Source organism: Massilia agilis (assembly GCF_024756255.1).
Classification (GTDB): domain Bacteria; phylum Pseudomonadota; class Gammaproteobacteria; order Burkholderiales; family Burkholderiaceae_D; genus Telluria; species Telluria agilis.
Window position 1 is genome coordinate 96281 of record NZ_JANUHB010000007.1, and the last position, 25496, is coordinate 121776.

The window sequence follows — 25496 nt, forward strand, 5'->3', positions numbered from 1 at the left end:
TGAAATTACTTGGCCGCGCTCACGCGGAACTTGATCACCACTTCGTCGGCGACGATGCTCGTGTCCTTCCACTCGCCTTCGCCCACATTGAACGCCAGGCGCCGGATCGGCAGCTGGCCCTCGAACACCTGCTTGTTGCCCTCGGTTTTGGCGACCACCGGAAAGCTCACGTCGAGCACGCGGCCCTTGATGGTCAGCTTGCCCGACACCGTCAGCTTGCCCGCGCTCGCCGGCTTGATGCCGGTGGAGACGAAGGTCGCCTTCGGGAACTGCGCCGAGTTGAACCATTCCTTCTTCGCCACCTCGCCGCTGTATTCCGGGTCCCCCAGGTCCAGGCTGGCGGTGTCCACCGCCACCTGTGCGCGCGCCTTCTCGGGGTGCGCCGGGTCGTAGTCGAGCTGCGCGTCGAAGCGCTTGAACTTGGCATCGACCGGCACGTTCATCTGCTTGAACACGGCGCTGATGCTGCTGGTGGCCGGATCGGCCTTGTACGGCGCGGCGCCGGCGACCGATACCGCGAACAGCGGTGCGAGCATCAGCAGGCGGAATGACTTCATGGGTTCTCCTTGGTTGGGGCAAACGGCAGCATGCGTGCAAGCAGGCCGTCGCGGTCGACGAACTGGTGCTTGAGCGCGGCGGCCAGGTGCAGCGCCACGGCTGCGGCCAGCGACATGTCGAGCCAGTAGTGCACCGCGCGCAGCACGGGTTTCAGGGCCGGGTCGGGCCCGAACAGCACCGGCAGCTCGAACACGCCCAGGTACACCACCTTCACGCCTGCCGCCAGCGAAAACGCGTAGCCGGACAGCGGCACCGCGAAGATCAGCACATACAGCAGCGCGTGCAGCCCGTGCGCGGCGCCTTGCTGCCAGGCCGGCGTCGAGGCGGGCAGGGCAGGCGGCCGGTGGCCCAGGCGCCACAGCAGGCGCAGCACCGCCAGCCCCAGCACCGTCACGCCCAGCCATTTGTGCCACGACACATAGCGCAGCTTGGCCGGCGTGAGGCCCGGGATGTCGGTCATTACCAGCCCGAGCACAAAGGCGGCCACGATCAGCAGGGCAATCAGCCAGTGCAGGACGATGGCGGGAATGGTGTAGCGTTGCATCGTTAGAATTAGTACGTATTAGAACAAAATAGTATCAAGAAACTACAGCGCCTGCTCGCGACGCGCGAACCCTGCACACAGCGGACAGAAACGCCACAAGATGCGGAAGGAATGTAAAATCTGCGATTATCGGTTTAGCAAAAATAACCTCAAGCTACGTTGTCCGCACGACGCATGAGCATTATGCACGAGACCGGCTCACCCGCCCGACGCCTGCTGGCCCTGCTTGCCGGCCTGGCGCTGGTGCTGCCTGCGCGCGCGGCGCCGCAAGGGCCGGGCGAGCTGGCCGACATGACGATCGAGGAGCTGGCCAACATCCAGGTCACCTCGGTGTCCAAGAAGCCGGAGCGCCTGATCGACGCGCCGGCGTCGGTGTACGTGATCACGGCCGAGGACATCCGGCGCTCGGGCGCGGCTACGCTGCCCGAGGTGCTGCGGCTGGCGCCGAACCTGCAGGTGGCGCAGACCAGCAACGAAACCTATTCGATCACCGCGCGCGGCATGAACGGCAGCAGCAACAGCCCGCCCAACAAGCTCCTGGTGCTGGTGGACGGGCGCTCGGTGTACACGCCGCTGTTCTCGGGCGTGTTCTGGGACGCGCAGGACGTGCTGCTCGAGGACGTCGAGCGCATCGAGGTGATCAGCGGGCCGGGCGGCACGCTGTGGGGTGTCAACGCGGTCAATGGCGTCATCAACATCACCACGCGCTCGGCGCACCAGACCGGCGGCACGCTGGCGCTGGCGCGCGCGGCCAGCGATGGCGCCGATGCCGCGCTGCGCTATGGCGCCACCAGCGGCACGGCCAGCTGGCGCGTGTTCGCAAAGACCTTGGTCCGCTCGCACAACGAGCTGGCGTCGGGCGCACCAGTCAACGACGGCTGGCACCAGTCGCAGCTGGGCTTTCGTGCCGACTGGGACCGCGGGGCCGACCGTTTCAGCGTGAACGCCAACGCCTATCGCGGCAAGCAGGAGCAGCCGGAGCCGGGCCTGATCAACGTGTCCGGCGCAAACCAGCGGCTCGGCACCATCGGCACCGAGGGCGCAAACTTCACCGCGCATTGGCAACGCCTGCTCGACGACGGCGGCACGCTCGGCGTGCAGGCCTATCTCGACTACACCCGGCGCGAAGTGCCGCCCAGCTTTACCGAATCGCTCGATATCGCCGACCTGCAGGTCCAGCACTCGCTGCCGGCGCATGGCGCGCACAGCGTGGTGTGGGGCGTGAACTACCGCCACAGCCGGGATCGGGTCACCAACAGCGACATCATCGCCTTCCTGCCGGCCGACGACAGGCAGGCGTGGTCCAGCGTGTTCGCGCAGGACGAGATCGGCCTGTCGGACAAGCTGCGGCTGACCGTCGGCGCGCGCGTCGAGCGCAACCCCTACACCGGCAGCGAATGGCTGCCGACCGCGCGGCTGGCGTTCAAGCCTGCGGCCGGGCACGCGCTGTGGGCCAGCGCCTCGCGCACGGTGCGCGCGCCTTCGCGCATCGATGCCGATACTTTCGTGCCCGGCAGGCCGCCCTACATCGTGGCCGGCGGGCCGCTGGTGCGTTCGGAGGTGGCCAGGGTTTATGAGCTGGGTTACCGCGGCCAGCCTGCGCCGGGGCTGTCGTATTCGCTGGCGCTGTTCCACAACGACTACGACCACCTGCGCACGGTCGAACTGCTGCCCAGCCGCACGGCTGTCGCCTTCGCCAGCCTGATGGAAGGCGCGGCCGATGGGGTGGAGGCGTGGGGCAGCTACCAGGCGACGGAAAAGTGGCGCCTGTCGGCCGGGTTCACGGCGCTGCGCGAACGGTTCCGGCTCAAGCCCGGCAGTAACAGCGTGGGTGGGCTGGCCACGACCGGGTTCGATCCGGCGCACACGGCGCAGCTCAGATCGAGCTACAGCTTCGATGACAGGCGCGAGCTGGAGGTTGCGGTGCGAAACGTGGGCGCGCTGGCGATCGGGCCGGTGCCGGGTTACACGGCGGTGGATGCGCGCTTTGGATGGTGGCTGTCGCGCGACCTGGAGCTGTCGGTCAGCGGACAGAACCTGAACGGATCACACGCCGAGTTCGGGCCGGCGAGCACGCGGATGGAGGTGCCGCGCAGGATTGCGGTCAAGCTGGTGTGGCGGCGGTGAGGGCTGCACCGTACAAGATCGTTAGCCCCAAAAACGTCGTTCCCGCGGAGGCGGGAACCCATAGGCCGCGTGCATGGACGCTCAGCATGGGTTCCCGCCTCCGCGGGAACGACGGGTAATGCGGATGCAGCCGAATCGTTAGATCGCGGCAGCCAGCTGCGCAGCCAGGCCGGTGTAATTCGCCGGCGTCATCTGCAGCAGCACGTCCTTCGCCTCCTGCGGAATGGCCAGCGTGCCGATGAACTCGCGCAGCGCTTCCTTGGTGATGCCCTTGCCGCGGGTGAGCTCCTTGAGCTGCTCGTACGGGTTGGCGATGCCATAGCGGCGCATCACGGTCTGCACCGGCTCGGCCAGCACTTCCCAGTTCGCGTCCAGGTCCTGTTCCAGGCGCGCCGGGTTCACTTCCAGCTTGTTCAGGCCGCGCAGGCAGCTGTCGTACGCCAGCAGCGTGTAGCCGAAGCCCACGCCGATGTTGCGCAGCACGGTCGAGTCGGTCAGGTCACGCTGCATGCGCGAGACCGGCAGCTTGTCGGCCATGTGGCGCAGCACCGCGTTGGCCAGGCCCAGGTTGCCCTCCGAGTTCTCGAAGTCGATCGGGTTGACCTTGTGCGGCATGGTGGACGAGCCGATCTCGCCGGCCTTGAGCTTCTGCTTGAAGTAGCCCAGCGACACGTAGGTCCAGATGTCGCGGTTCAGGTCGAGCAGGATGGTGTTGGCGCGCGAGATGGCGTCGAACAGCTCGGCCATGTAGTCGTGCGGCTCGATCTGGATGGTGTACGGGTTGAAGGTCAGGCCCAGGCGCTGCTCGATGACGTTCTTCGAGAACGCCGGCCAGTCGAAGCCCGGATAGGCCGACAGGTGCGCGTTGTAGTTGCCCACCGCGCCGTTCATCTTGCCCAGGATTTCGACCTCGCCGATGCGCTTGGCCGCACGCGACAGGCGCGCCACGACGTTGGCGAATTCCTTGCCCAGCGTGGTCGGGCTGGCGGTCTGGCCGTGGGTGCGCGAGAGCATCGGCAGGCTGGCGTTGACGTGCGCGATTTCGGTCAGCTTGGCGATGATGCCTTGCAGGGCCGGCAGCATCACGTTGTCGCGCGCGTTCTTGAGCATCATGCCGTGCGAGGTGTTGTTGATGTCCTCGGAGGTGCAGGCGAAGTGGATGAATTCGGAAGCTGCGACCAGCTCCGGAATGTCCTTGACCTTCTCCTTGAGCCAGTACTCGACCGCCTTCACGTCGTGGTTGGTGACGGCCTCGATTTCCTTGATGCGCGCCGCGTCCTGCTCGGTGAAGCCGGCGGCCAGCTGGTCGAGGAAACCAGCGGCTTGCGGCGAGAATGGCTTGATCTCGGCAAAGCCGGCTTGCGACAGCGCCTGCAGCCAGGCGATCTCGACCTTCACGCGGTGGTGCATGAAGCCGGCCTCGGACAGGATCGGGCGCAGCTTGTCGGTCTTGGCGGCGTAGCGGCCGTCGAGCGGCGACAGGGCCGACAGGGTGGAGAGGGTGTTAGCGGTCATGGCAGGCGGTCCGTGCAAAAACGCGGATTTTACCACCGACGGGGTGGCGCAGCCTTGTTGTGGACACACCGCAGGCCGGTGCTCGCGCCACTTTGTGCACGGGGGCCAATGCTATACTGTCATCCAATCCTCTTACCTGAGCATTTATGAAACTCATCGGTTCTGTCACCAGTCCCTACGTGCGCAAAGTCCGTGTCGTCATGGCGGAGAAAAAGATCGATTATTCGCTCGAGCTGGACAACGTCTGGGGCGCGGAGACCAGGATCCACCAGTCCAATCCGCTGGGCAAGGTGCCTTGCCTGGTCATGGAAGACGGCAGCGCGATGTACGACTCGCGCGTGATCGCGGAATACCTCGACACGCTCACCCCGGTGTGCAAGCTCCTGCCGCCCAACGGGCGCGACCGGGCCGACGTCAAGGTCTGGGAGGCGCTGGCCGACGGCGTGCTCGATGCGGCCGTGCTGGTGCGCCTGGAGCGCACGCTGCGCCCGCGCGAGCAGCAGAGCGAGGCATGGATCGAGCGCCAGATGGTCAAGGTGGGCACCGGCCTGCACGTCATGTCGCAGAACCTGGGCGACTCGCCGTTTTGCATGGGTAACCACTACACGCTGGCGGACGTGGCGGTCGGCTGCTGCCTCGGCTGGCTCAGCTTCCGCTTCCCCGAAATCGGCTGGCGCGACGAGTACCCCAACCTGGCGCGCCTGTTCGACAAGCTGTCCGAACGCCCGTCGTTCAAAGACACCGTTCCCTACGAGCCGTGAGCGGGCAGCGTCCCGCGCCGGTCCTGTTCGGCGAGGCGCTGGTCGATGATTTCGGCGACCACCAGGTGGTCGGCGGCGCGCCGTTCAATGTCGCCCGCCACCTGGCTGCGTTCGGCGAACGGCCTTTGCTGGTCACCCGCATCGGCAACGATGCCAACGGCGAGCTGGTGCGGGCCGAATTCGAACGGTTCGGCATGTCCACGGCAGGCCTGCAAACCGATCCGGATCTGCCGACCGGCCGAGTCGTCGTCCAGACCTTCGGGCACAGCCATCGATTCGAGATCCTGCCCGGCCAGGCCTATGACGCGATCGACGCCTCGCTCGCCGTGCAGGCCTTGTCGGAGGCGACCCCGTCCGCGCTGTATTTCGGCACGCTCGCCCAGCGCGATGCGCGCTCGCACGCAGCCCTGGCAGCACTGGTGTCCGCCTGCCCGGGGCCGCGCTTTCTCGACCTGAACCTGCGCGGCGACGAGCCGGACGACGCCTGTATCGATGAATCGCTGCAGCTGGCCAATGTCGTCAAGCTGAGCGAGGACGAACTGGCCGAGCTGGTGGTGCGGCGCGACCTGTACTACTCGTCGTTCGAAGACAGCTGCCGCGAGCTGATCGACCTGTTCGAGCTGGAAGCCGTGCTGCTGACGCTGGGAGAGGGCGGCGCACGCTATGTGGACTGCGAAAGCCGGCTGAAGGAAAAAGCGGCGCGGGTGCAGGTGCGCGACACGGTGGGCGCGGGCGACGCCTTTTCGGCGGTATGGCTGTATGGAATGTCGCGTGGCTGGTCCAGCATCGAGATGCTGGAGCAGGCCACCGCGTTCGCCGGGGCGATCTGCACCATCCGTGGCGCCGTGCCGCAGGACCTCGGCTTTTATGAACCCTGGCTGCGGCGCTGGGAGCAGATCGACTGAGCCGCGTTCACTCGTCGATCATCTGTGCCTGCAGGTAGTTCTGCAAGCCGATCTTCACGATCAGGTCGAGCTGCGTCTCGAGCCAGTCGATGTGTTCCTCGGTGTCCTCGAGGATGGACAGCAGGATGTCGCGCGAGACGTAGTCGGCCGCCACCTCGCAGGCGGCAATGCCTTCCTTGACCGTCTGCTGGGCCGCGCGCTCGAGCTTGAGGTCGCATTCCAGCATTTCCTGGGCCGATTCGCCCACCAGCAGCTTGTGCAGCGCCTGCAGGTTGGGCAGGCCGTCGAGCGTGAGGATGCGTTCGATGAGCTTGTCGGCATGCTTCATTTCGCCAATCGACTCGTCGTATTCCTTCTTGCCCAGCTTGACGAGGCCCCAGTGCCGGTACATGCGCGCGTGCAGGAAGTACTGGTTGGTCGCGGTCAGCTCGTTGGTCAGCTGCGCGTTGAGCAGCCGGATGATGTTCGGATCGCCCTTCATGTGTCGCCCTTGCGTGGTGTTGTGCAAACACTCTAGCGCAGGCGATCCGGACGCGGCGCGCGGTCGGATTTGCTGCCGTGCGCGCCGCCACATCCCCAAACCACGTCGTCCCCGCGGAGGCGGGGACCCATGCTGAGCATGCGTCGTGGTCAGCCCCCGAGTCGTGGCGACGCAAGCGGTCTATGGGTCCCCGCCTCCGCGGGGACGACGGATTTCAGGCTAGTGGGAGTTATTTACTGCCGGGACGGTCAAGCGGACGTGGTGCTCTTCTTGAAATGCAGCTCCGTCACCTGCGCCTTGCCGTCCAGATGCTCATTGAGAACCTCCCGCGCATAGCTGACGCACTTGCCGCAGCAGGTGCCCACGCCCAGTTCCCGGTGCAGTTCGGGCATCGACGAAATCCCGAGGTCCACCGCCTGGCGGATTTCGCGGTCGGAGATGTTATTGCAGACACAGACGATCATCGCGTTTCTTTCCTTGCCGTTTCGACTAGAAGAATGAGAATCATTCTCATTTGTGGTATATTCTCGCCAAACACGACTGCGGACGCAAGCATTTTGTTGCGGAATTGAGGCAGAGCAGCCCATCGTGTACAAATCGCAAATAGAAATTATTCGCATTTAGGTTTATGATGTTCTCATCTGTCCATCCGGCTTACGCGCACCACACCATGACCCTGGCATCGACCCTGACCACCCTGGACGCCCTGAAAGCGGGGCAGAGCGGCATTGTGATCCACCTGGCACCCTCCGGTGGGGCAGACGGGATCGACGTGCCGCGCCGGCTGATGGAGCTGGGCTTCGTTCCGGGCGAGCGTATCCGCATGCTCAAGCGCGGCCTGCCCGGCGGCCCGCTGGCAGTGAAGGTCGGCCAGTCCACCTTCGCCCTGCGCCGCTTCGAGGCGGCGCTGGTCTCGATCAAGCCCGAGTAAGCCATGGGCGCTTTGGAACAGCAGGTGCGCGCGGCGACCAGGACGCCGCTGATAGCGCTGCTCGGCAATCCCAACTGTGGCAAGACGGCGCTGTTCAACCGCCTGACCGGCGCGCGCCAGAAGGTCGCCAACTACGCCGGCGTCACCATCGAGCGCAAGGAAGGCTCGTTCACCTCGCCCGGTGGACGCGCGTTCCGTGTGCTCGACCTGCCGGGCGCCTACAGCCTGTCCGCCCAAACGCCGGACGAAGCGATCACGCGCGACGTGGTGGCCGGCTTGCGCAAGGGCGAACAGGCGCCTGACGCCGTCGTCTGCGTGGTCAACGCCACCAACCTGCGCCTGAACCTGCGCCTGGTGCTGGAGATCCGCCGCCTGGGCCTGCCGATGGTGCTGGCGCTGAACATGGTGGACGTGGCCCAAAAACGCGGCATCCTGATCGACACCGCCAAGCTGGAAGCGGAGCTGGGCTTCCCGGTCGTCGAGACGGTGGCGATCCAGGCCGGCGGCGAAAAGGCGCTGCTGGCGCTGCTCGACCGCATGCCGTTCGATACCAAGGTATCCCCCAACCCGCTCGCGGCGATCGACGCCGTGCCGGTCGAGGAGACCCAGCGCGAGGTGCGCCGCATCCTGGACGAGTGCACCAGTTATGCCAACGACACCGGCAACCTGACCGAGCAGATCGACCACGTGGTGCTGCACCCGGTGGTGGGCCCGGTCATCCTGGCTGCGCTGATGTTCCTGGTGTTCCAGGCCGTGTTCAGCTGGGCCCAGCCGCCCATGGAGCTGATCAAGAGCGGCGTGGAGGCGACCGGCGCATTCGTCGGCAACCTGCTGCCGGAAGGGCCGCTGCGCAGCCTGCTGGTGGAGGGCATCTTCGGCGGCGTCGGCACGGTGCTGCAGTTCCTGCCGCAGATCCTGATCCTGTTCTTCTTCATCCTCGTGCTCGAGGACTGCGGCTACCTGCCGCGCGCGGCCTTCCTGCTCGACCGGCTGATGGGCGGGGTCGGGCTGTCGGGGCGCGCCTTCATTCCGCTGCTGTCTTCGTTCGCCTGCGCGATCCCCGGCATCATGGCCGCGCGCACGATCCAGAACCCGCGTGACCGGCTGGTCACGATCATGATCGCGCCGCTGATGACCTGCTCGGCGCGCCTGCCGGTGTATGCCCTGATCATCGCGGCCTTCATCCCCGACCGCAAGGTGTGGGGCATGGTCAACCTGCAGGGCCTGGTGCTGTTCCTGCTGTACTTTGCCGGCGTGGCCAGCGCCATGGCGGTGGCCTGGTTCATCAAGCGCACCATGGGCGCAAACCGCCAGCAGCCGCTGATGCTGGAACTGCCGGCCTACCACTGGCCGCACCTGCAAAACCTGGCGCTCGGGCTGTGGGAGCGCGCGCGCATCTTCCTGACCCGCGTGGGCACGGTCATCCTGACGCTGATGGTGCTGGTGTGGTTCCTGTCGAGCTTCCCCGGCGCGCCCGAAGGCGCGACCCAGCCGCCGATCTACTACAGCATCGCCGGCATGCTGGGCCGCGCGCTGGCGGTGGTCTTCGAGCCGATCGGTTTCGGCTGGCAGATCTGCATTGCGCTGGTGCCAGGCATGGCCGCGCGCGAAGTGGCGGTGGGCGCGCTGGGCACGGTGTACGCGCTGGCCGGTGGCGGCGACGACATCGCCGACGCGCTGGCGCCGGTGCTGGCGCATTCGTGGTCGCTGGCCACGGCGCTGTCGCTGCTGGCGTGGTACGTGTTCGCGCCGCAGTGCATGTCCACGCTGTCGGTGGTGCGCCGCGAGACGGGCAGCGTGCGCTATTCGTTCATCATGGCCGGGTACATGTTCGCGTTGGCGTACACGGCGTCGTTCATCACCTACCGCGTCGCGCTGGCGCTGGGGGCCTGAGATGGTGCAGCAGCTGATTGTCGCCGTCATCGTGGTGGTTGCCGCTGCGTTTGCGGCGCGCAAGTACCTGCCGGCCGCGCTCAAGCGCCGGATCGTGTACCTGCTCAACGGGCGCGGCACCAGGCAGTCGCGGCTGGCGCGCTGGTTCGATACCGATGCCAGTTGCGGCAGCGGCAGCGGCAGCGGCAGCGATTGCAGCAGCTGCCATGCCTGCGATACCAGCGAGCCGGAGCCGCCCGCAGGCAAGCACCGCGTCATCAAGCTCCACGTCGACCGGTAGCGTGGGCTCTCGAGCCCACGCGGCGGCACGCGCCACGTGACAAAACGCGTGGGCTCGAGAGCCCACCCTACGCGCGGTTCTCGCTAATCGCTTACGACGTGCCACATATCCTTGACCTTGTCACCCTTCTTGTCGCCCGGGCTCTTGTCCTTTGAGAACGTGTACAGCGGCTTGCCCTTGTAGGTGAGCTGCTTGGTGCCGTCCTCGCGCGTGATCGACGAGTAAGGCGATTCGAGCCTGGTGCTGCCGGCCGCAACTGGTGGCCAGTTCTCGGCGCACTGCCCGGTACAAGAACTCTTGCCGCCCTTGTCCTGGTCGAAGGTGTACACCGTCATGCCCTTGGCATCGACCAGCATGCCGTCGGACTTGTGCACCGGCGCGTCGGCCGCCAGCACGGGCGTGGCCAGCAGCGCGGCGAGGATGAAGCTGACTGATCTCATGGCAATCTCCTGAAAACATCAACTCTGCCAGCAGATTCTAGCGCAGGCCCAGTTTTTCCATCAGCTTGCGTGCGTCAAACGGAGCGTGCACCTTGATGTCGTTGTCGAAGTAGCAGAACAGGTCGCGTTTGGCGCGCTTGGGCGGCGCCTTGCTCGAAGCCAGCTGCGCATCCTCGGGCTGGCCGCCGCTGGTCCAGGCACGGATGCGCGCGGCCCAGCGCTCCAGCGCTTCCTCGCTGTAGCCGCTGGCGTACAGTTCCTTGTCGCCGTGCAGGCGCAGGTACATGAAGTCGGCCGTCACGTCCTCCATGTACGGCCACTTGCCGGCGGTGTCCGCGACGACGAGCGCGATCTTGTACTTGCGCAGCAGCGCGATGAAGTCCGGGTCGCGAAAGCTCTCGTGGCGCACTTCGACCGCGTGCCGCATCGGCCGCTTCGGCCCCGCGTCGAGCGAGGTGCGGCCTTCCATGCGTGGCTCGTAGTGGCGGGCGCGCGCCAGCGCCTCGTCGGTGTCGTGCGGCAGCAGGGCGAGGAAGCGCTCCATGCGCTCGCGTTCGTACTGGAAGTTGGGCGGGAACTGCCACAGGAACGGGCCGAGCTTCTCGCGCAGTTCGAACACGCCCGAAGACAGCACGTTGGCCACCGGTCCCTCCGGGTCGCGCAGGCGCAGGATGTGGGTCAGGAAGCGGTTGCCCTTGACCGAGAACACGAAGCCGGGCGGGGTGGCGGCGTACCAGGCGGCGTAGCTTTCGGGCCGCTGCAGCGAATAGAACGAGCCGTTGATCTCGATGGTTGGCAGCTGGCGCGAAGCGTATTCGAGCTCGCGGTGCTGGGCCAGGCCCTCGGGATAGAACACCCCGCGCCAGGGCTCGTAACGCCAGCCGGAAATGCCGATGTAGATTGCGCCGCCCATGATGGCAAAGGATAGCCGGGCGGGGATGTTAGTTCCGTGTGGTGCCGAACGGAGCGGAATTGTTGGCTTACGAACGTCGTTCCCGCGGAGGCGGGAACCCATGCTGAGCTTGCGTAGTTGCTAGATTCGAGCTTGCCACCGAACAAGCGTTCCATGGGTCCCCGCCTCCGCGGGGACGACGGGTTACTTCACAACAGGCAGCTCGATGGCCGATTCCATCCCCGGCGCGTGGTAGATGCGCTGGGTCGCCTTCTTGTAATCCTGCGGCTTGGCGTAGAAGATGTTCGGCACGTAGGTCTGCGGGTTGCGGTCGTACAGCGGGAACCAGCTCGACTGAATCTGCACCATCAGCCGGTGGCCCGGCTGGATCACGTGGTCCACGTTCGGCAGCGCAAAGCGGTAGCGCTCGACCTTGTTGGCAGGGATCGCATGCGGCTTGTCGAAGCCATCCTTGTAGCGCCCGCGGAAGATGTCCATCGCGATCGCCAGCTGGTAGCCGCCCATCTCGGGCTGGCGCGCCACCTCGTCCGGGTACACGTCGATCAGCTTGACCACCCAGTCCACGTCGCTGCCGCTGGTGGCGGCAAACAGGTTCACCATCGGCTGGCCCGCCAGCTGCAGCGGCGCCTTGAGCGGCTCGCTCACGTAGGTCAGCACGTCCGGACGGTCCGAGTACGGGCGCTGGTCGGCCACCAGCCACGGACGCCAGACGTTGCCGTCGCCCATGCGCACCGGGCGCTGCACGAACGGCACCGGCTTGGCCGGGTCGGACACGTATTCGTCGAACTGCTGCTGGCCGGCCGGCTTGTCGAACGACAGGTGCAGGCCCGGCTCCAGGTACAGCGGCGTGGACGACGGCGCCAGCGGCCACTTGTCCAGGCGGCGCCAGCGGTTCGGGCCGGTCTGGTACGACAGCACCGGCGGGGTGTCGAACTTCGGCGCGCCGTCGCGCAGGTACTGGTCGAAGAACGGCAGCATATAGTCGCGGCGGAATTCGGCGGCAGTGTCGCCGGTCCACTTGAGCGCGCCCAGGGTCGAGCCGTCGCCGTTGACCTGGCTGTGGCGCCACGGCCCCACCACCAGGAAGTTCATGTTGTTGGCCTTGTCCTTCGGCTCCAGCGCCGCATAGGTGGCATAGGCGCCATAGATGTCTTCCTGGTCCCAGCGCCCCACCAGCGTCATGGTCGGCACCTTCAGGTCGCGCTTGCCCAGGATCTTGTCCAGCGCCTGCTCCTGCCAGTAAGTGTCGTATGCCGGGTGCTCGAAGATCTTCTTGGTGAAGTTCAGCTGGTCCAGCCCGTACTGGTGCGCAAAGTCGGCGGTCGAGCCGGCGCGCAGGAAGGCGTCGTAGTCGTCGTAAATGCCGGTGGCGATCTCCACGCCCTTGCCGCGCGCGGCGTTCTGGCTGGCGATGTAGCCCAGGTTCGACTGGCGGAACGCGCCGTTGTGGAACCAGTCGTCGCCGCGCCAGCCGTCCACCATGGGGCTCATCGGTACGGCGGCCTTCAGCGCCGGGTGCGGGTCCACCAGCGCCATCAGCACCGTGAAGCCTTCGTACGACGAGCCGACCATGCCCACCTTGCCGTTGGACTGCGGCAGGTTCTTGACCAGCCAGTCGATCGTGTCATAGGCATCGGTCGAGTGGTCCACCGCCGTGTTGTTCAGCGCGCCGCGCAGCGGGCGGGTCATCACGTAGTCGCCTTCCGAGCCGTACTTGCCGCGCACGTCCTGGTACACGCGGATGTAGCCGTGCTCGATGAAGGCGTCGTCGGCGTCGCCCAGCAGCGAGGCGATGTGCGGGCTCTCCATGCGCTCGGCGCGCTTGGAGGCGTTGTACGGGGTGCGGGTCAGCATGATCGGCGCGTGCTGCGCGCCCTTCGGGATCACGATCACGGTATGCAGCTTGACGCCGTCGCGCATCGGGATCATTACTTCCTGCTTCACATAGTCGGCCTCGGGCAGCGTCGCCGTGAACTTGGTGGCCGGAATGTCCGGCGCCATGTACGGGGTCTGGGCGAGTGCGGGCTGGAACAGGGCAGCGAGCAGGAAGGGGAGGGCGGACAGCTTCAGCGTGCTTCGGCGGGGCATCGGGTTCTCCACATATTCGTTTGAATGTTGATGCAACTTTGCAAAAAGTTGCCGTTGCGCATAGTACACCGAACCCAAAAAGCATGGGTAGCGCACGCGAGCGCTGTCTTTGCACGGGAGCACTGACGAGTGATAATGCAAAACTGCATCCACCACATCCACCACACCACATGGGCAAGCTGCTTGCGATCGACGGGCTGAACATCGTGCGCCGCGTGTACGAGGCGAGTCCCGAGCCGGACTCGGACCTGAAGGCGGGGATCGCGCTGCGCCATGCGTTTTCGTCGTTCCGCAATCTGCTCGAGGCGCACCAGCCCACCCACGTGCTGGCCGCATTCGACTATGGCGGGCCGACCTGGCGGCACGCGCTCTATCCGCGCTACCGCGAGCACCGCGCGCCGATGCCGTCGTACCTGCGCGACGCGCTGCCCGAGTTCCACCAGTCGCTGGCGCGCGTGGGCGTGCGGGCGGTGACGGTGCCCCAGGTCGAGGCCGACGACGTGATCGGCACCGGCGTGCTGCGCTGGCTGGCCGAGGGTCGCGGCGAAGCGGTAGTGGCCACTACCGACAAGGACCTGCACGCGCTGATCGCGCATGGCGCGCTGGTGTGGGACCATTTCAAGGGCGAGTGGCACGACGACGCCTGGGTGCGCCAGCGTTTTGGCGTGGCCAGCGAGCGCCTGCACGACCTGCTGGCGCTGATGGGCGACGCCACCGACGGCGTGCCCGGCGTGTCCAAGGTCGGCATGAAGACCGCCGCGCGGCTGCTCAACGCCTATGGCGACTTGGACGCGGTGATGGCCGGCGCCGGCATCCTGAAAACCCCACTTGGAGAGAGGTTAAGGGCCGAGCGTGAGATACTCTACCTTTCGCGCCAGCTGGTCGAGCTCAAGACCGACGTCAGGCTGGGCGTGACGTGGAACATGCTGGCATACGAAGCGTAACGACAGGGGAGGCAGATGCTCAAGGCGGTGATTGTGGACTCGAACGCGATTTCGCGCGGGTTGTTGAATACGGTGCTGACCGACGGCAGCTACAACGTGGTCGGCCAGACCCATACCGGGCCGCAGGGGCTGGCGCTGGCGATCAAGCACCAGGCGCACTTCGTCTGCATCGCCCGCGAGCAGGTGGAGGACGGCAGCCAGGTGGTCGAGCAGTTGCGCGAGCAGCTGCCCAAGGCGCTTATTTTCATGGTGTCCGGCACGCTGGATGCGCCCACCATCCAGGCCTCGGTGGCGCGTGGCGTGCACGGCTTCATTGTCAAGCCGTTCAAGGCCGACGCGGTGCTGCGCACGATCCGCAATACCGTGATCGCGGTCGTCAAGAAGCACCAGGCCGCGGCGGGCTAGGGCCGGGCGACCGGCTTCGGCGGGTTCACCTGCTGCGGCGGGCCCCAGCTGTCGATCTCGCGTTGCGTCAACGGCTCGGGCCTGGTCATGCTGACCTGGCCCGCCACCTTCGGGGACTGTGCATTGCCAGCCAGCCGGTATTGCACCACTCCGGTCCCGGGCGCGTTCCAGGCGGAGATCGTGGCAGTATCCCGGCCAATCTTGATTGGGTGTTCCGCCGGCGTCGGCAGCAGACTCGCCGAACCGCCCGGAAAGCCCGAGTGCAGGGCGAAAAGTGGAATCGCCGCACCTTCGAGGAACATGAAGAATGGGTTGCGGCCGAAGTCCAGTTCTTGCTCGGACAAGCCGAAGTACAGCGGTGACAGCTGCGGGCCGGTCATCAGCAGCCGCTTGACCTTCCCGGCCACCTCGATTTCGCCGAGATAGTCGCCGTTGCTGTACCGCGTGAGCCGGCTCACCTTGCCGTCCGCGCGCATCTCGATCATGCCATAGCGGCCCCATTCGCCCACCGACCCGGCCCACATGGCGTTAGCCTGGTCGCGCGGCGACGTGGCAGGCTGGGCGCCGACGGGCGCGCACAACAGCGTGGCCAGAACGAGCATCAGCGCTGCAGGCGGCGCCACAAGCGCGGCGAACGAGGGGCAGGCAGCGGAAAGATGATGGCGCAGCATGGAACCTCCGGACAGCGCGGGACACCCCGCGTCGCCGAATGGTAGCACGCTGCGCGTTACCGGAAGGCGATCAGGCGGCCGTGGCGCCGTCGATGATGCCGCCGCCCAGGCACACGTCGCCGTCGTACAGCACGGCCGACTGGCCGGGCGTGACGGCCCACTGCGGCTCGTCGAAATCGAGCACGAAGCGCTCCATGCCTTCCGACGTCACGGTGCAGGCCACGTCGGCCTGGCGGTAGCGGGTCTTGGCCGACAGCTTGCGCTGGCCCGGCGGCTCGCCCAGCACCCAGCTGGCCTGGCCCGCCGCAAGGCGCGACGACAGCAGCCACGGGTGGTCATGCCCCTGCACGATGTACAGCGTGTTGTTGGCGATGTCCTTGCGTGCCACGAACCACGGCTCGCTGGTGCCGTCCGCGTTCTTGTGCGACTTCAGCCCGCCGATCCCGATGCCCTTGCGCTGGCCCAGCGTGTAGAACGACAGGCCCACGTGCTCGCCCACCAAAGTGCCGTCGTCGAGCCGGATCGGGCCCGGCTTGTGCGACAGGTAGCGCGACAGGAACTCGCGGAACGGGCGCTCGCCGATGAAGCAGATGCCGGTCGAGTCCTTCTTGGCCGCGTTGGGCAGGCCGATCTTTTCGGCGATCTTGCGCACCTCGGTCTTGGCAATCTCGCCCAGCGGGAACAGCGACTTGGACAGCTGCGCCTGGTTCAGGCGGTGCAGGAAGTAGCTCTGGTCCTTGGTGCTGTCGAGTGCCTTGAGCAGCTCGAATTTGCCATTGTTCTCGCGCACGCGGGCATAGTGGCCGGTCGCGATCAGGTCGGCGCCCAGCTTCATTGCGTGGTCGAGGAAGGCCTTGAACTTGATCTCGGCGTTGCACAGCACGTCCGGGTTGGGCGTGCGCCCGGCCTGGTACTCGCGCAGGAATTCGGCGAACACGCGGTCCTTGTACTCGGCGGCGAAGTTGACCGCCTCGATATCGACCCCGACCACGTCGGCCACGCTGGCCGCGTCGATCCAGTCCTGGCGCGACGAGCAGTACTCGGAATCGTCGTCGTCTTCCCAGTTCTTCATGAACAGGCCCACGACCTCGTAGCCCTGCTCCTTCAGCATCCAGGCCGCAACCGAGGAGTCGACTCCGCCCGACATCCCGATCACGACTTTTTTCTTGCTCATGTAACGTCCGTCTTGAGGGTGAGCGCACGGTCGTACACCGACTCGTGCGTGTGCAGCAACGCCAGCGGCGTGCGCTTGCCGGCCAGGTAATCGTCCACGCACTGCAGCACGATCGGGCTGCGGTGGCGTTCGCGGCAGGTGGCCATTTCTTCGCGTGTCATCCAGAGGGTGCGAATGATACCGTGATCGAGCGGCCGGTCAAGCTCGCGCCCGGGCCGCCCGCAGAAGGTGAAACGCAGGTAGGTGACGTCGGTGCCGCGCGATTTGGACATGTAGCGCGACATGTACATGCCTACCAGCGCTTCGGGCACGAACTCGTGCGCGGTCTCTTCCATCGCCTCGCGCACCACCGCCTCTTCCAGCGACTCGTGCGGGTCGAGGTGGCCGGCCGGCTGGTTCAGCCGAATCCCTTCGCTGGTTTCCTCTTCGATCAGCAGAAAGCGGCCATCGCGCTCGATGATGGCGGCAACGGTGACTGACGGTTTCCAGATATGGGGCATGCGGGTCCTCGACGATGAGCCGACATTTTACATGGTGTGTCACAGGCCCGCTCATCCATACGTGCGCGCCCCCCGGCCGGAACCGTGCAGGTTAGCTTGATTTGATACAAAAAACCGTGGGATATGACTGCAGTTGAATCATGTTTGGCCTGAAAATGGCAGATTCAGCCATTACCAACATTGATACTTGGATAACAAGAGGTTTTCAGGTGTAAGATGGTGTGCATACATTCAACTGATCGGAGGGATTGATGAGAATTGGTATTCCGGCTGAAACCCGGCCGGGCGAGACCCGCGTCGCCGCGACCCCTGAAACGGTCAAGAAACTGGCTGCGCGGCACCAGGTGGTGGTGCAGGCCGGGGCCGGGCTGTCGTCGTCGGTGACCGACGCCGCGTTCGAGGCCGCCGGCGCCACCATCGGCAGCGCTGCCGACGCGCTCGGCGCCGACCTGGTGCTCAAGGTCCGCGCACCCGACGAGCACGAGCGCGGCCAGATGAAGGCGGGCGCGGTGCTGGTGGGCATGCTCAATCCTTTCGACCAGGACAACCTGGCCGCGATGGCCGGCGCGCGCCTGACCGCGTTTGCGCTGGAGGCCGCGCCACGCATTACCCGTGCGCAATCGATGGACGTGCTCTCGTCGCAAGCCAACATTGCCGGCTACAAGGCGGTGATGATGGCGGCCAATACCTACCAGCGCTTCATGCCGATGCTGATGACCGCGGCCGGCACCGTCAAGGCCGCGCGCGTGCTGATCATGGGCGTGGGCGTGGCCGGCCTGCAGGCGATCGCCACCGCCAAGCGGCTGGGCGCGGTGATCGAGGCGTCCGACGTGCGCCCGCCGGTCAAGGAGCAGGTCGAATCGCTCGGCGCCAAATTCATCGACGTGCCCTACGTTACCGACGAAGAGCGCGAGATCGCGATGGGCACCGGCGGCTACGCGCGGCCGATGCCCGCCGACTGGATGCGCCGCCAGGCCGAGCTGGTGGGCGAGCGCGCCAAGCTGGCCGACATCATCATCACCACCGCGCTGATCCCGGGCCGCAAAGCGCCGGTGCTCATTACCGAGGCGATGGTCAAGGCCATGAAGCCGGGCTCGGTGATCGTGGACATGGCGGTCGAGCAGGGCGGCAACTGCGAGCTGTCCGAGCCAGGCAAGACGGTGGTCAGGCACGGCGTCTCCATCATCGGCGAGCCGAACCTGGCCACGCTGGTGGCGGCCGACGCCTCGCAGCTATACGCGCGCAACGTGCTCGACTTCCTCAAGCTCATCATCGATAAGGAAGACAAACTGGTCATCGACCGCGAGGACGAGATCGTGCGCGCCACGCTGATGTGCGTGGATGGCGAGCTGCTGCGCAAACAATAACGTAGGGTGGGCAAGTCTCTTGCCCACGCGTCCAACGCACGCAAGCACGATGTGAACGCGTGGGCAGCGAAGCTGCCCACCCTACGGGTTACCGATTACAGAATAGGGGTGGAGGCAATGGAAGTCAGTCACATCATCATCAACCTGGTCATCTTCGTGCTGGCCATCTACGTGGGCTACCACGTGGTCTGGAACGTCACGCCGGCGCTGCATACGCCGCTGATGGCGGTCACCAACGCGATCTCCGCGATCATCATCGTCGGCGCCATGCTGGCCGCCGGCCTCACTGAAGGGCTGGCCGGCCAAGTCGCCGGCACGCTGGCCGTCGCACTGGCTGCGGTGAACGTGTTCGGCGGCTTCCTCGTCACCCAGCGCATGCTGGAGATGTTCAAGAAGAAGGAACCCAAGGCCGCGCCCGCCGCTGCTGCCAAAGCCAAGGAGGAAATGGCATGAGCGCGATCAGCATGAACATGGTCACCCTGCTGTACCTGGTCGCGTCGGTGTGCTTCATCCAGGCGCTCAAGGGCCTGTCCTCGCCCGCCACGGCGCGCCTCGGCAACGTGTTCGGCATGAGCGGCATGGCCATCGCGGCCGTGACCACCATCGCGCTGATGATGAAGCTGCGCGAGCAGCTGGCGCAGGGCGGCATGGGCTTTGGCCTGGTGCTGCTGGGTGTGGTGGTGGGCGGCGCGATCGGTGCCTACGCCGCGAAAAAGGTCGAGATGACCAAGATGCCGGAGCTGGTCGCGGCCATGCACTCGCTGATCGGCCTGGCCGCGGTGTGCATCGCGATCGCGGCGGTGTCCGAGCCGTGGGCCTTCAACATCGTCGAGCGCAATGGCGTTCTCCCGTTCGGCAACAAGCTCGAGCTCTTCATCGGCACCTTTGTGGGCGCGGTGACGTTCTCCGGTTCGGTGATCGCGTTCGGCAAGCTGTCGGGCAAGTACAAATTCCGCCTGTTCCAGGGCGCCCCGGTGCGCTTCGCCGGGCAGCACATGCTCAACCTGGCGCTGGCGATCGCCATCATCGCGCTGGGCCTGATGTTCTGCTTTGCCGACGCGGGCGGCGTGCACTGGACGCCGTACATCCTCATGGCCGCGCTGTCGTTCCTGCTGGGTGTGCTCATCATTATCCCGATCGGCGGCGCCGACATGCCGGTGGTGGTCTCGATGCTCAACAGCTATTCGGGCTGGGCGGCGGCGGGTATCGGCTTTTCGCTCAATAACGCGATGCTGATCATCGCCGGCTCGCTGGTCGGCTCGTCGGGCGCGATCCTGTCGTACATCATGTGCAAGGCGATGAACCGCTCGTTCTTCAACGTGATCCTCGGCGGCTTTGGCGGTGAAGCGGCGGCGGCCGATACTGGCGGCGCCAAGGAGCAGCGCCCGGTCAAGTCCGGCTCGCCCGAGGATGCGGCCTTCCTGCTGCAGAACGCCGAGTCGGTGATCATCGTGCCGGGCTATGGCCTGGCGGTGGCGCGCGCGCAGCACGCGGTCAAGGAACTGGTGGACAAGCTGACTGAACACGGCGTGACGGTGCGCTATGCGATCCACCCGGTGGCCGGCCGCATGCCGGGGCACATGAACGTGCTGCTGGCCGAGGCCGAGGTGCCGTATGACCAGGTGGTCGAGATGGAAGACATCAACAGCGAATTCAGCCAGACCGACGTGGCGCTGATCCTGGGCGCGAACGACGTGGTGAACCCGGCGGCCAAGGACCCCAAGTCGCCGATTGCCGGCATGCCGATCCTGGAGGCGTACAAGGCCAAGAGCATCATCGTGAACAAGCGCTCGATGGCCTCGGGCTACGCGGGGCTGGACAACGAGCTGTTCTACCAGCCGAACACGATGATGGTGTTTGGCGACGCGAAGAAGGTGATCGAGTCGATGGTGAAAGCCGTCGAGTAAGCCAGACGATGTTCTTCTTCCGGCATCCGCGGCCTGTATGGGATACCCGTCCGGTAGCCGTACAGGTCGCGCAGCAAAAAGCCAGGACCGACGTGAACACATTGGTCCTGGAGGTGAAGGACGCGCGGGAAGGTGCGAAGGGCGGCGCCGTACCCGATCCAGAATCGGGCGACGGCGCCGCCAAGTGAGGCGCCTTACTTGCCCGCCACCGCCTTCTCGATCGCCTGCCTGCCCACACGTCCCTCCATCTGCTCGACGGTCAAGGCCGTCGAATAAACCTCCGTCCTCAAAACCGTCGTCCCGGCGAAGGCCGGGACCCATGCTGAATCTCCGAAGTAGCATGCTCAGTATGGATCCCGGCCTTCGCCGGGATGACGCTTGCTGATTGTGACACTGCGCTGAGGCCTCGGGCTTCGGGAAGTCAGCATGGGTCACGGTGGGGACGCCCAGCCTTTCGCCGGGGCGACGGTGACTGACGTAGCGGTGGCTTATTTGCCGGCCACCGCCTTCTCGATCGCCTGCAACGCCTCCTTGCCCACACGTCCCTCCATCTGTTTGTACACCGGCGCCATCGCCGTGCGCCACTGCGCCTTCTCGGCCGGCGTGAGCGTGTAGACGGTGGTCTTGCCCGCCTTCCTGATCCCCTCCACCGCCTGCTCGTTTTCCTCGCTGGCGATCTTATTGGTGTAGGCGGTCGCCTCCTTCAGTGCGCCTTCGAGCTCGGTGCGGATATCGCCCGGCAGCTTGTCCCAGAAGTTCTTGTTCACGATGACCGCGTAGCCGATGTAGCCGTGGTCCGAGATCGTCATGTGCTTTTGCACCTCGTGGGTCTTCTGCGTGAAGATGTTCGACGGCGTGTTCTCGGTGCCGTCCACCACGCCGGTCTGCAGCGCCTGGTACACCTCGGAGAAGGCCATCACCTGCGGATTGGCGCCCAGCGCGCGGAACTGCGCATCGAGCACCTTGGACGACTGGATGCGCATCTTCATGCCGCGAAAGTCCGCCGGCACGCGCAGCGGCTTGTTGGCGGTCATGTCCTTGAAGCCGTTGTCCCAGTACGCCAGGCCGTGGATGCCCTTGGCTTCAAGCTTGTTGAAGAACCACTTGCCCACCGGTCCCGAGGTCACGCGGTACAGCGCCTGCTTGTCCGGGAAGATGAACGGCATGTCGAACGCTTCGAACTCCTTCACGCCCAGTGGCCCGAACTTGGCCAGCGACGGCGCCAGCATCTGCACGGAGCCCATCTGCAGCGCGTCGATCTCTTCCTTGTCCTTGTACAGGGTGCTGTTCGGGTACACCTCGACCTTCACGCGGCCGTGGGTCGCCTTCTCGGCGAGCTCCTTGAACTTCAGCGCGCCCTGGCCCTTCGGCGTGTCGTTGGCGACCACGTGGCTGAACTTGATGACGATCGGCTCCTGCGCGAAGGCGCTGGCGCTGACGAGGGCGGCGGCCAGCAGCGCCGCATGCATAGGCTTGAATTTCATAGAATGTCTCCAGATGGTTGTAAGTAATGCGGCTTGGTGTGTGATCGCGCCCGATGCCGCTTCAGGCACGCGATTTGTTATTTCATGCGCGGCCGCGACGCCGTGCTTCGTCCAGCATTTGCTGCGCGATGCGCACCACGGGGCGGTCGACCATCCTGCCGTCCACCGCCACCGCGGCGCCGCGTGCCGCGTCGTTTGCCGCCAGCACGCGCCCGGCCCAGGCCAGCTCATCAAGCGTTGCGACGAAGGCGTCGTTCACGGTGACGACCTGCTTTGGATGAATGCACAGCTTGGCGCCGAAGCCAAGGCCGCGCGCGCGCAGCGTGTCGGCGCTCACCAGGTCAAGGTCGTCGAACGCCGTGGTCACGCCATCGACCGGCGCCGCAATGCCCGCCACGCGCGAAGCCAGCACCAGCTGCGAGCGCGCGTACAGCAATTGTTCGTGCCCTTCCCGGATGCCCAGGTCAAGGCAGAAATCGATCGCGCCGAACACCAGCCGCTCGACGCGCTCCATGCGCGCCAGCACCGAGCAGTTCCACAGCCCGAGCGCGGTCTCGACCAGCGGCAGGATGGCCGGGGCACCGGCCGCGGCGAGCGTGGCCAGGTCGGCCGTCCGCTCGGCCTTGGGCAGCACGACGCCGGCCACGCCAGGCATGGCACACAGGGTCAGGTCGTCCTCGAACCATTCGCTGTCGGCGCCGTTGATGCGCACCAGTACCCGGCGCTCGGGCGACAGCCATGCGGCCAGTTCCGCGCGCGCCGCCACCTTGTCCGCGGGGGGCACCGCATCCTCCAGGTCGATGATCACCTGGTCGGCGCCGGCCGCGCAGGCCTTGTCGAAGCGGTCCGGCCGGTGGCCGGGCACGAAGAGATAGGAACGCGACAGCATGGATCAGCGCGCGGCCAGCAAGGTGTCGATCCGGTCGCAGTGCTCCAGGTCCCAGATGCGCGCAAAGGCGGCGCGTAATTCGGCAGGGCTGGCGGCGTCCGAGAACTGCGCCAGGCGCAGTGCCTTCGCTTCGAGTTCTTCGCGCGACAGCGTATTGCCCGGGTCGCCCTTCGGCTCGTCGACGCGGCCATCGAAGCTGCGGCCGTCATTGGTGCGCACCGTGACCTTGCCGATCCAGCGCGCCGGGTAGGCGTTGTCCACTTCCTCGTCCAGCACCATCTCCACCTTGTCGCGGAACGCGATCACGCGCGGGTCGCGGAACGATTCGTCGAACTCCTTCAGCCCCGCACTGCCGAACACGGCGGCCAGGCCAAGCACGGTCCCCATCGAGAACTTCGCCTGGTGCACGGTCTTCGGATCGACCACCGGGCCGAGCACGTCGATCGCGCCCTGGTGCACGCGGGTGGTCACCTGCGCGACGTCCTCCGCCGTCAGGCCGTGCGCGGCCAGCACCTGCAGCAGCGCGTCGGCCGCGGGATGGGTGTGGCGGCACGAAGCGTGGAACTTGAACGAGGTTTCCGCCAGCGTCCAGCGCTGGCCCAGGCCCGCGACCAGCTTTGCCGGGTCGGCGTCGCGCGACATGCCGGCGCCCATGCCCTGCGCGCCTTCCAGGATGCGGCGCGCGCCGGTGAAGCCTTCGCTGGCGATGTAGGCCGCCATCAGGCCGGTGCTTGCCGCGTGCGCGGTGTGCAGCTGCTTGGAGTCGGCGGCGTCGCGCAGGAATTCCCACAGTCCCGCGGCCTGCGTGCCGGCCGAACCGAAGGCATGCAGCATTTGCTCGGGCGTGAGCTTGAGCAGGCAGCCGACGGTCGCAGCGGCGGCAAGGCTGCCGGCGGTGCCGGTGGTATGGAAGATCTTGTAGTGCGAGCGGCCGAGGAATTCACCGACGCGGATGCCGACCTCGTAGCCGGCGACGGAAGCGGCCAGCAGCTCGCGCCCGCTGGCGCCGGTCGATTGCGCCACCGCCAGCGCCACCGGGAACACCACGGTCGCGGGGTGGAACACCGAGCCATTGTGCACATCGTCCTGCTCGACATAGTGTGACGAAGCGGCGTTGACCATCGCGGCGAACAGCGGGCTGGTCTTGCGGCGCAAGGCCAACACTTCGGACGGGCCGTCCTGCGGACCCATGCGGCGCGCGAACGATTCGATGATCTGCACCGGTTTGCCGGTCTTGCCGGCGAGGGCGGAGCCGAACCAGTCCAGGAACAGGTCCTCGGCGCGGCGGATCACCGGCGCGGGAATGTCTTCGAAGCGCAGGCCGGCGGCGAAGGTGGCCAGTGTCAGGCTGGGGTGGTCGTCATGCATTCAAATGTCTCCTCAAATTCTTTTCGCTACCCTCAATACCGTCGTCCCCGCGAAGGCGGGGACCCATGCTGAGGCTGGGTCGCAGCAAACGTGCGCCGCGTGGCCGCAAGCTCAGCATGGGTTCCCGCCTTCGCGGGAACGACGGGCAGGGGGGCACACTTTTTTCAAACAGCCTTCTGCTCGCGCAGCGCCGCGATGTCCTTGTCCCCATACCCCAGCTCCGCCAGGATCGCCTCCGTCTGCGCTCCCAGCGCCGGAATCGGGTCCATGCGCGCGCTCCAGGTATTGGGCACGCCGGGCGGCACCAGCGCGGGCAGGGGGCCGGCGGGCGAATCCACCTCGGCCCAGCGATTGCGCGCCCTGAGCTGCGGGTGCTCCCAGATGTCGTGCATCGTGTTCACGTGCGCGTTTGCGATCTGTGCCGCGTCGAGCCGCTCGATCAGCTGTTCGGCGCTCAGGCTGGCGAAGGTTTCGTTGATGATTGCGCGAAGTGCGTCGCGCGAAGCGTTGCGCGCCGAGTTCGAGTTGAAGCGCGGGTCGGTCGCCAGCTCCGGCTGCAGCAGGACCTTGGCGCAGAACAGCCCCCATTCGCGCTCGTTCTGCAGCCCGAGCATCACGATACGGCCATCGCCAACCGGGAACGGCCCGTACGGGTAGATGGTCGCGTGCGCCGCGCCCGCACGTGGCGGCGGCGAGGCGCCGTCCATGCTGTAGTAGAGCGGGTAGTTCATCCACTCGGCCATGCACTCCAACATCGACACGTCGATCTCGCAGCCCTGGCCGGTTTTGCCGCGCTGGATCAGGGCCGCCAGGATGTTCGAGTACGCGTACATGCCGGCCGAGATGTCCGCGATCGAGCAGCCGGCCTTGGCCATCTCGTCGGCCGTGCCGGTGATCGACAGGAATCCGGCTTCGCTCTGGATCAAGAGGTCGTAGGCCTTCTTGTCGCGGTACGGACCATCCGAGCCATAACCCGAGATATTGCAGACGATCAGGCGCGGAAAGCGCTCGCGCAGGGCTTCGTACGACAGGCCAAGGCGCGCGGCGGCGCCCGGCGCCAGGTTCTGCACCAGCACGTCCGCGCCTTCGAGCAGCTTGCCGAGGATGGCCTGTGCCTGTTCGTGCTTGACGTCCAGCGTCAGGCTTTCCTTGGAGCGGTTGGTCCACACGAAGTGCGAGGCCAGGCCGCGTGCGCGCTGGTCGTAGGCGCGCGCAAAGTCGCCGACGCCGGGGCGCTCGACCTTGATGACGCGCGCGCCGAGGTCGGCCAGCTGGCGCGTGCAGAACGGCGCGGCGATCGCGTGTTCCAGCGTGATGACGGTGATTCCATCCAGTGGTCGCATGGCGGTCT

The 25496-nt window shown here is 66.2% G+C and carries 26 protein-coding genes; 11 read left to right on the forward strand and 15 right to left on the reverse strand.

Going from position 1 to position 25496, the window contains the following annotated elements; genetic code table 11:
- Positions 1–5: 5 nt before the first annotated feature.
- A complete protein-coding gene (locus NX774_RS21945; protein ID WP_258824421.1) occupies positions 6–557 on the reverse strand; it encodes a YceI family protein in 552 nt (183 codons plus the stop codon).
- Entirely contained in the window at positions 554–1102 is a 549-nt protein-coding gene (locus NX774_RS21950; RefSeq protein ID WP_258824422.1) for a cytochrome b, read from the reverse strand. Before NX774_RS21950 ends, NX774_RS21945 begins: the two co-directional genes overlap by 4 nt.
- Positions 1103–1276: 174 nt before the next feature.
- Between NX774_RS21950 and NX774_RS21955 the strand changes: the two genes are divergently transcribed.
- A complete protein-coding gene (locus tag NX774_RS21955) occupies positions 1277–3229 on the forward strand; it encodes a TOL_0244 family TonB-dependent receptor (protein WP_258824423.1) in 1953 nt (650 codons plus the stop codon).
- A 138-nt stretch (positions 3230–3367) separates the two neighbouring features.
- On the opposite strand, the gene purB is transcribed toward NX774_RS21955, so the two are convergent.
- On the reverse strand, positions 3368–4744 hold the full coding sequence (purB, locus tag NX774_RS21960) for an adenylosuccinate lyase (RefSeq protein ID WP_258824424.1): 1377 nt from the start codon (positions 4742–4744) through the stop codon (positions 3368–3370).
- A 146-nt stretch (positions 4745–4890) separates the two neighbouring features.
- On the opposite strand from purB, the gene NX774_RS21965 reads away from it, so the two are divergent.
- Together NX774_RS21965 and NX774_RS21970 are read left to right on the forward strand one after the other, a co-directional pair.
- Positions 4891–5505, forward strand: a complete 615-nt coding sequence (locus NX774_RS21965; protein WP_258824425.1) for a glutathione S-transferase N-terminal domain-containing protein — start codon at positions 4891–4893, stop codon at positions 5503–5505.
- Positions 5502–6410, forward strand: coding sequence for a PfkB family carbohydrate kinase (locus NX774_RS21970; protein ID WP_258824426.1), 909 nt, complete (start codon positions 5502–5504; stop codon positions 6408–6410). The genes NX774_RS21965 and NX774_RS21970 overlap by 4 nt, the downstream gene beginning before the upstream one ends.
- A gap of 7 nt (positions 6411–6417) precedes the next feature.
- Here NX774_RS21970 and bfr read toward each other — a convergent pair whose 3' ends face one another.
- Together bfr and NX774_RS21980 are read right to left on the reverse strand one after the other, a co-directional pair.
- Positions 6418–6891 (reverse strand): bacterioferritin, encoded by a 474-nt coding sequence (gene bfr / locus NX774_RS21975; protein ID WP_258824427.1) that lies wholly within the window; start codon positions 6889–6891, stop codon positions 6418–6420.
- A 248-nt stretch (positions 6892–7139) separates the two neighbouring features.
- Positions 7140–7355, reverse strand: coding sequence for a (2Fe-2S)-binding protein (locus NX774_RS21980; protein WP_258824428.1), 216 nt, complete (start codon positions 7353–7355; stop codon positions 7140–7142).
- A 206-nt stretch (positions 7356–7561) separates the two neighbouring features.
- Here NX774_RS21980 and NX774_RS21985 point away from each other — a divergent pair, with 206 nt between their 5' ends.
- Genes NX774_RS21985 through NX774_RS21995 form a run of 3 tightly spaced genes read left to right on the forward strand, consistent with a single transcriptional unit; the run spans position 7562 to position 9995 of the window.
- The gene (locus NX774_RS21985; RefSeq protein WP_258824429.1) at positions 7562–7822 is read left to right on the forward strand and encodes a FeoA family protein; all 261 of its coding nucleotides are present in this window, start codon (positions 7562–7564) and stop codon (positions 7820–7822) included.
- Between the two features lie 3 nt (positions 7823–7825).
- Entirely contained in the window at positions 7826–9715 is a 1890-nt protein-coding gene (gene feoB / locus NX774_RS21990) for a ferrous iron transporter B (RefSeq protein WP_258824430.1), read from the forward strand.
- A gap of 1 nt (position 9716) precedes the next feature.
- Positions 9717–9995, forward strand: coding sequence for a DUF6587 family protein (locus tag NX774_RS21995; protein WP_258824431.1), 279 nt, complete (start codon positions 9717–9719; stop codon positions 9993–9995).
- 83 nt (positions 9996–10078) lie between these two features.
- Here the strand turns inward: NX774_RS21995 and NX774_RS22000 are convergent, their stop codons facing one another.
- From NX774_RS22000 to NX774_RS22010, 3 genes are all read right to left on the reverse strand, one after another.
- On the reverse strand, positions 10079–10435 hold the full coding sequence (locus NX774_RS22000; protein ID WP_258824432.1) for a COG4315 family predicted lipoprotein: 357 nt from the start codon (positions 10433–10435) through the stop codon (positions 10079–10081).
- A 37-nt stretch (positions 10436–10472) separates the two neighbouring features.
- Positions 10473–11348, reverse strand: coding sequence for a DUF72 domain-containing protein (locus NX774_RS22005; RefSeq protein ID WP_258824433.1), 876 nt, complete (start codon positions 11346–11348; stop codon positions 10473–10475).
- A gap of 183 nt (positions 11349–11531) precedes the next feature.
- Entirely contained in the window at positions 11532–13436 is a 1905-nt protein-coding gene (locus tag NX774_RS22010) for a CocE/NonD family hydrolase (RefSeq protein WP_258824434.1), read from the reverse strand.
- A 170-nt stretch (positions 13437–13606) separates the two neighbouring features.
- On the opposite strand from NX774_RS22010, the gene NX774_RS22015 reads away from it, so the two are divergent.
- On the forward strand, positions 13607–14380 hold the full coding sequence (locus tag NX774_RS22015) for a 5'-3' exonuclease (protein ID WP_258824435.1): 774 nt from the start codon (positions 13607–13609) through the stop codon (positions 14378–14380).
- A gap of 15 nt (positions 14381–14395) precedes the next feature.
- Complete coding sequence (locus NX774_RS22020; RefSeq protein WP_258824436.1) at positions 14396–14785, forward strand: ANTAR domain-containing response regulator; 390 nt, start codon at positions 14396–14398, stop codon at positions 14783–14785.
- Here NX774_RS22020 and NX774_RS22025 read toward each other — a convergent pair.
- The 3 genes from NX774_RS22025 to NX774_RS22035 form a co-directional block, all read right to left on the reverse strand.
- Positions 14782–15456, reverse strand: coding sequence for a hypothetical protein (locus NX774_RS22025; RefSeq protein WP_258824437.1), 675 nt, complete (start codon positions 15454–15456; stop codon positions 14782–14784). The two genes, NX774_RS22020 and NX774_RS22025, sit on opposite strands and share 4 nt — an antisense overlap.
- Before the next feature lie 70 nt (positions 15457–15526).
- Entirely contained in the window at positions 15527–16630 is a 1104-nt protein-coding gene (gene mnmA, locus NX774_RS22030; RefSeq protein WP_258824438.1) for a tRNA 2-thiouridine(34) synthase MnmA, read from the reverse strand.
- A complete protein-coding gene (locus NX774_RS22035; RefSeq protein WP_258824439.1) occupies positions 16627–17130 on the reverse strand; it encodes an NUDIX hydrolase in 504 nt (167 codons plus the stop codon). Before NX774_RS22035 ends, mnmA begins: the two co-directional genes overlap by 4 nt.
- A gap of 251 nt (positions 17131–17381) precedes the next feature.
- Here NX774_RS22035 and NX774_RS22040 point away from each other — a divergent pair, with 251 nt between their 5' ends.
- The 3 genes from NX774_RS22040 (at position 17382) to NX774_RS22050 (ending at position 20404) form a co-directional block, all read left to right on the forward strand.
- Positions 17382–18497, forward strand: coding sequence for a Re/Si-specific NAD(P)(+) transhydrogenase subunit alpha (locus NX774_RS22040; protein WP_258824440.1), 1116 nt, complete (start codon positions 17382–17384; stop codon positions 18495–18497).
- A gap of 117 nt (positions 18498–18614) precedes the next feature.
- The gene (locus NX774_RS22045) at positions 18615–18950 is read left to right on the forward strand and encodes an NAD(P) transhydrogenase subunit alpha part 2 (RefSeq protein WP_258824441.1); all 336 of its coding nucleotides are present in this window, start codon (positions 18615–18617) and stop codon (positions 18948–18950) included.
- Positions 18947–20404: an NAD(P)(+) transhydrogenase (Re/Si-specific) subunit beta gene (locus NX774_RS22050; RefSeq protein ID WP_258824442.1), complete on the forward strand. Its 1458-nt coding sequence runs from the start codon at positions 18947–18949 to the stop codon at positions 20402–20404. The genes NX774_RS22045 and NX774_RS22050 overlap by 4 nt, the downstream gene beginning before the upstream one ends.
- 488 nt (positions 20405–20892) lie before the next feature.
- On the opposite strand, the gene NX774_RS22055 is transcribed toward NX774_RS22050, so the two are convergent.
- From NX774_RS22055 to NX774_RS22070, 4 genes are all read right to left on the reverse strand, one after another.
- Positions 20893–21888 carry a TRAP transporter substrate-binding protein gene (locus NX774_RS22055; RefSeq protein WP_258824443.1) on the reverse strand — a complete coding sequence of 332 codons (996 nt, stop codon included), beginning with the start codon at positions 21886–21888 and terminating at the stop codon, positions 20893–20895.
- An 82-nt stretch (positions 21889–21970) separates the two neighbouring features.
- Positions 21971–22777, reverse strand: coding sequence for an HpcH/HpaI aldolase/citrate lyase family protein (locus NX774_RS22060; RefSeq protein WP_258824444.1), 807 nt, complete (start codon positions 22775–22777; stop codon positions 21971–21973).
- A gap of 3 nt (positions 22778–22780) precedes the next feature.
- Entirely contained in the window at positions 22781–24145 is a 1365-nt protein-coding gene (locus tag NX774_RS22065) for an MmgE/PrpD family protein (protein ID WP_258824445.1), read from the reverse strand.
- Positions 24146–24309: 164 nt separating this feature from the next.
- Positions 24310–25488 carry a CaiB/BaiF CoA transferase family protein gene (locus tag NX774_RS22070; protein WP_258824446.1) on the reverse strand — a complete coding sequence of 393 codons (1179 nt, stop codon included), beginning with the start codon at positions 25486–25488 and terminating at the stop codon, positions 24310–24312.
- Between the last annotated feature and the right edge of the window lie 8 nt (positions 25489–25496).

Coding starts and splice junctions, on each gene's coding strand:
- NX774_RS22060 (WP_258824444.1), bottom strand. CDS start 22,777: ATGCTGTCGCGTTCCTATCTCTTCGTGCCCGGCCACCGGCCGGACCGC.
- NX774_RS21950 (WP_258824422.1), bottom strand. CDS start 1,102: ATGCAACGCTACACCATTCCCGCCATCGTCCTGCACTGGCTGATTGCC.
- NX774_RS22050 (WP_258824442.1), top strand. CDS start 18,947: ATGAGCGCGATCAGCATGAACATGGTCACCCTGCTGTACCTGGTCGCG.
- NX774_RS22020 (WP_258824436.1), top strand. CDS start 14,396: ATGCTCAAGGCGGTGATTGTGGACTCGAACGCGATTTCGCGCGGGTTG.
- NX774_RS22005 (WP_258824433.1), bottom strand. CDS start 11,348: ATGGGCGGCGCAATCTACATCGGCATTTCCGGCTGGCGTTACGAGCCC.
- NX774_RS21980 (WP_258824428.1), bottom strand. CDS start 7,355: ATGATCGTCTGTGTCTGCAATAACATCTCCGACCGCGAAATCCGCCAG.
- NX774_RS22035 (WP_258824439.1), bottom strand. CDS start 17,130: ATGCCCCATATCTGGAAACCGTCAGTCACCGTTGCCGCCATCATCGAG.
- NX774_RS21965 (WP_258824425.1), top strand. CDS start 4,891: ATGAAACTCATCGGTTCTGTCACCAGTCCCTACGTGCGCAAAGTCCGT.
- NX774_RS21945 (WP_258824421.1), bottom strand. CDS start 557: ATGAAGTCATTCCGCCTGCTGATGCTCGCACCGCTGTTCGCGGTATCG.
- NX774_RS22000 (WP_258824432.1), bottom strand. CDS start 10,435: ATGAGATCAGTCAGCTTCATCCTCGCCGCGCTGCTGGCCACGCCCGTG.
- mnmA (WP_258824438.1), bottom strand. CDS start 16,630: ATGAGCAAGAAAAAAGTCGTGATCGGGATGTCGGGCGGAGTCGACTCC.
- NX774_RS22015 (WP_258824435.1), top strand. CDS start 13,607: ATGGGCAAGCTGCTTGCGATCGACGGGCTGAACATCGTGCGCCGCGTG.
- NX774_RS22040 (WP_258824440.1), top strand. CDS start 17,382: ATGAGAATTGGTATTCCGGCTGAAACCCGGCCGGGCGAGACCCGCGTC.
- NX774_RS22045 (WP_258824441.1), top strand. CDS start 18,615: ATGGAAGTCAGTCACATCATCATCAACCTGGTCATCTTCGTGCTGGCC.
- NX774_RS21955 (WP_258824423.1), top strand. CDS start 1,277: ATGAGCATTATGCACGAGACCGGCTCACCCGCCCGACGCCTGCTGGCC.
- bfr (WP_258824427.1), bottom strand. CDS start 6,891: ATGAAGGGCGATCCGAACATCATCCGGCTGCTCAACGCGCAGCTGACC.
- NX774_RS21985 (WP_258824429.1), top strand. CDS start 7,562: ATGACCCTGGCATCGACCCTGACCACCCTGGACGCCCTGAAAGCGGGG.
- NX774_RS21995 (WP_258824431.1), top strand. CDS start 9,717: ATGGTGCAGCAGCTGATTGTCGCCGTCATCGTGGTGGTTGCCGCTGCG.
- purB (WP_258824424.1), bottom strand. CDS start 4,744: ATGACCGCTAACACCCTCTCCACCCTGTCGGCCCTGTCGCCGCTCGAC.
- NX774_RS22070 (WP_258824446.1), bottom strand. CDS start 25,488: ATGCGACCACTGGATGGAATCACCGTCATCACGCTGGAACACGCGATC.
- NX774_RS22010 (WP_258824434.1), bottom strand. CDS start 13,436: ATGCCCCGCCGAAGCACGCTGAAGCTGTCCGCCCTCCCCTTCCTGCTC.
- feoB (WP_258824430.1), top strand. CDS start 7,826: ATGGGCGCTTTGGAACAGCAGGTGCGCGCGGCGACCAGGACGCCGCTG.
- NX774_RS22025 (WP_258824437.1), bottom strand. CDS start 15,456: ATGCTGCGCCATCATCTTTCCGCTGCCTGCCCCTCGTTCGCCGCGCTT.
- NX774_RS22065 (WP_258824445.1), bottom strand. CDS start 24,145: ATGCATGACGACCACCCCAGCCTGACACTGGCCACCTTCGCCGCCGGC.
- NX774_RS22055 (WP_258824443.1), bottom strand. CDS start 21,888: ATGAAATTCAAGCCTATGCATGCGGCGCTGCTGGCCGCCGCCCTCGTC.